The 3,202-nt window shown below is 25.8% G+C and carries 3 protein-coding genes; all 3 read right to left on the reverse strand.

Annotated features, from left to right (window positions below; translation table 11 throughout):
• Window positions 1-468, reverse strand: a 468-nt coding sequence (locus MBCUR_RS01605; RefSeq protein ID WP_157077523.1) for a hypothetical protein, incomplete at its 3' end; no start/stop codon positions are given.
• A 602-nt stretch (window positions 469-1,070) separates the two neighbouring features.
• Window positions 1,071-1,556 carry a hypothetical protein gene (locus tag MBCUR_RS10225; protein ID WP_067089399.1) on the reverse strand — a complete coding sequence of 162 codons (486 nt, stop codon included), beginning with the start codon at window positions 1,554-1,556 and terminating at the stop codon, window positions 1,071-1,073.
• 21 nt (window positions 1,557-1,577) lie between these two features.
• Window positions 1,578-3,202, reverse strand: a 1,625-nt coding sequence (locus MBCUR_RS01615; RefSeq protein ID WP_281190505.1) for a transglutaminase-like domain-containing protein, incomplete at its 5' end; no start/stop codon positions are given.

Genomic DNA, 3,202 nt, shown 5'->3' on the forward strand with positions numbered 1-3,202 from the left:
TATTTTAGCATTGGCTATTAAAGAGCTTGAAGCTTCTGAGTATAAGTTATTTCCATTGTATTTTACTGAGAAGTTGTATTTGTAGTTGTCTGAATTTTTTGTCAATCCATTAAAAGTACTTAGTGTATTTTGCTTGAGTTTGATAATGGCTGTTCCACTGGAGTTAGTTGTAGCAGAATATTTATTATTTAGCACTACTTTTTCTTTTGCTAAAGCACTATTAGGTGTTTGCTTTTTATTATTGATGACTGTATTTCCTGAGCTTGTTTGCCAAATGGCGTTTGCAATATTATTATTTTTGGTTAAAACTGCTTTGACAATAGTAGGACTAGAAGATTTTTCAGTTCCTACAGCATAATAGTATTTCACACCATAAGGTAAGGTAACTACCATAACAATATTCATTTTAATGCCACTAAAGGCAACATTAGTTAAATTTAAAGCTTTATTAGAACATATAATATTCATACTTCCACAGCATTTACCCTATGATTTAGTATTTAAAAACTTAATGTTATCCATGATAAATCCATAATTACTAATTCCACCATTGAATTTGTTTTATTACCCTTAAAAATTAATTTAAATTAATAAAATTCAGCCAAGTAAAAATTACATGGCTAATTAAATTTGTACTTAAATAGGCAAATATAAAATAATTAAATGGCTGTGCAACAATTCGAAAATCTAATTTTCTAAATTTAATTAATTAAGTTAAAATTATATTTATAAAATTATAATAAGTTTTATTATAAAAATAAATATAAATATTTAATAAAATTCTGTTTTAGTTAATATTGATATCTATTTACTAAAAATAATTATTTTTAAACATCTAATTTATTATTCTTTAAAATATTTTAATTCAAATTTAACTAGTTAATATAAGTTATTTACTAATTATAATTACTTTTAAATATTTATTTTTTATAAAAACATGTATTAATACTTTAAATATATTTTAACATGTTTTAATTAAATATATGTTCTTACAAAAAATAATCATTGCACAGCCTATTTAAAAAAAAAAAATGAAAAAATTTTAATTGTAACCAATCACAAAATAAATTTTACTGCCAGTTTCCAGTATTATCATTTATAAGAAATGAATTTATATGTTTGCCATTTTTCTTAGAATAAACCACAAAATACCAGTATAATTCACCATCAATATATTCATAGCCTGCATAATTTATATAAGTCTTAGATGTATCATAGTTTGCACCTTCAGATCCTTCTTTAGCTATTTTATATGCTTCATTGTATGTTAATTTAGATTTTTTGGGAATTGGGGATTTTATGTCTTTTTTTATATTTTTATTATTTTTATTATTATTATTATTATTATTATTATTACTATTATTATTATCGGAGTTTGTTTCAATTGTAGAATTATTATTACTATTATTAATATTACTAATATTATTTGTATTATTAATTTTAGAATTATTTTCAGCAATAATTGGATTATTATTCATATTAGTATAAATAAGAGTAACACAAGCTATTACTAAAATTATTGCAATACAAATATAAATTAAATTTCTTAATTTCAAGGAAATCACCACTTAAGTATTTTATCTTAAAATTTTACTATTTTTTATCTCATTTTTTATTTTAGATGGAACATCTAATCTATTACCATTAATATTGTGGCCTACACTCCATTGATCTGAAATTGAGACTATTTTAGCACCCGTTGTATCACTTCGATGCCAACTCCTATCATAATAAACTTCAGACCACCAATGCCCAACAATTTTGCCACTTTTAAGTCTACATTCTCCCCGTTCATAAATTGCTGGAATTCCCATTGTTCTATACAGAGCAATAGTTAAATGTGCTTGATCAACACAATTTAACAAATCAGTACCTGGAGGATATTTTTTAACCAATTTAAGTGAGTCAACAGAACTTTGACGGGATAATTGGTAACCTTTATAAATATTTCTGTTTTTCAACCATCTAAAAACTGCTTCAGTTTTTTTAGCTGGTGTTAATTCATTTTCTATTTTAGATACTAAATTAATAGCTTGAATTTTGATTGATGGATTAGCCACATCACATCTCCATGTTTTTTTCAAAAATGCATCATAATTTTCGTGCTCTTTAGCAGATAAAATATTTTTAAAGTAAATGTCTGTTGTTGAAGCCACATAAGCTTTTTGATTATATTTTGTTGTTTTTCCATTTATTGTTGTGGAAATTGCTAAAGTGGTTAAAACATAGGGGTTTAATTTGTCATTGACCATTGTGTTGAGATTTTCGGTATGCTTTCTATAGGATGTGGTTTTTGATTTATCTGGTAGTTTTTTTACTGTTGTAAGGATATATTTTTTGGTTTTAGGGTTTTGAATGTACCATTTTCCTGATATGCTTGGTTTTTTTGTTATTTTTACCCATTTTTTATTTATTTGTTTATACCAGCCGTTTTTATTTACTTTGTATGTAATGTTGGTTTGGGATTTTCCTGTCTTTTTTGTCATTAAGTTCCAATAGCTACCAATTTTATGGCTTACTATTTTAGCATTGGCTATTAAAGAGCTTGAAGCTGCTGAGTACAAGCTATTTCCATTGTATTTTACTGAGAAGTTGTATTTGTAGTTGTCTGAATTTTTTGTCAATCCATTAAAAGTACTTAGTGTATTTTGCTTGAGTTTGATAATGGCTGTTCCACTGGAGTTAGTTGTAGCAGAATATTTATTATTTAGCACTACTTTTTCTTTTGCTAAAGCACTATTAGGTGTTTGCTTTTTATTATTGATGACTGTATTTCCTGAGCTTGTTTGCCAAATGGCATTTGCAATATTATTATTTTTAGTTAAAACTGCTTTGACAATAGTAGGACTAGAAGATTTTTCAGTTTCTACAGCATAATAGTATTTCACACCATAAGGTAAGGTAACTACCATAACAATATTCATTTTAATGCCACTAAAGGTAACATTAGTTAAATTCAAAGTTTTATTAGAGTATATTGCACTTCCGTACTTTCCACTGGTATTTTTAAAGTTGGAGTTGGTTATTTTGCAAATGGCATTGGAATATATTGTTCCGCCATTTGAATTGGCTTTGTTGTTGTTGAAAGTGGAATTTATGATTTGTAGGTCATTTAAACTGTATAATACTCCTCCACCACCGGTAGCACTGTTTATGGAAAATAAAGATGATGAAATAAATAGTTTGCTTTTAGAGTATATTG

The sequence above is a fragment of the Methanobrevibacter curvatus genome (assembly GCF_001639295.1).
In the GTDB taxonomy this organism is placed as follows: domain Archaea; phylum Methanobacteriota; class Methanobacteria; order Methanobacteriales; family Methanobacteriaceae; genus Methanoflexus; species Methanoflexus curvatus.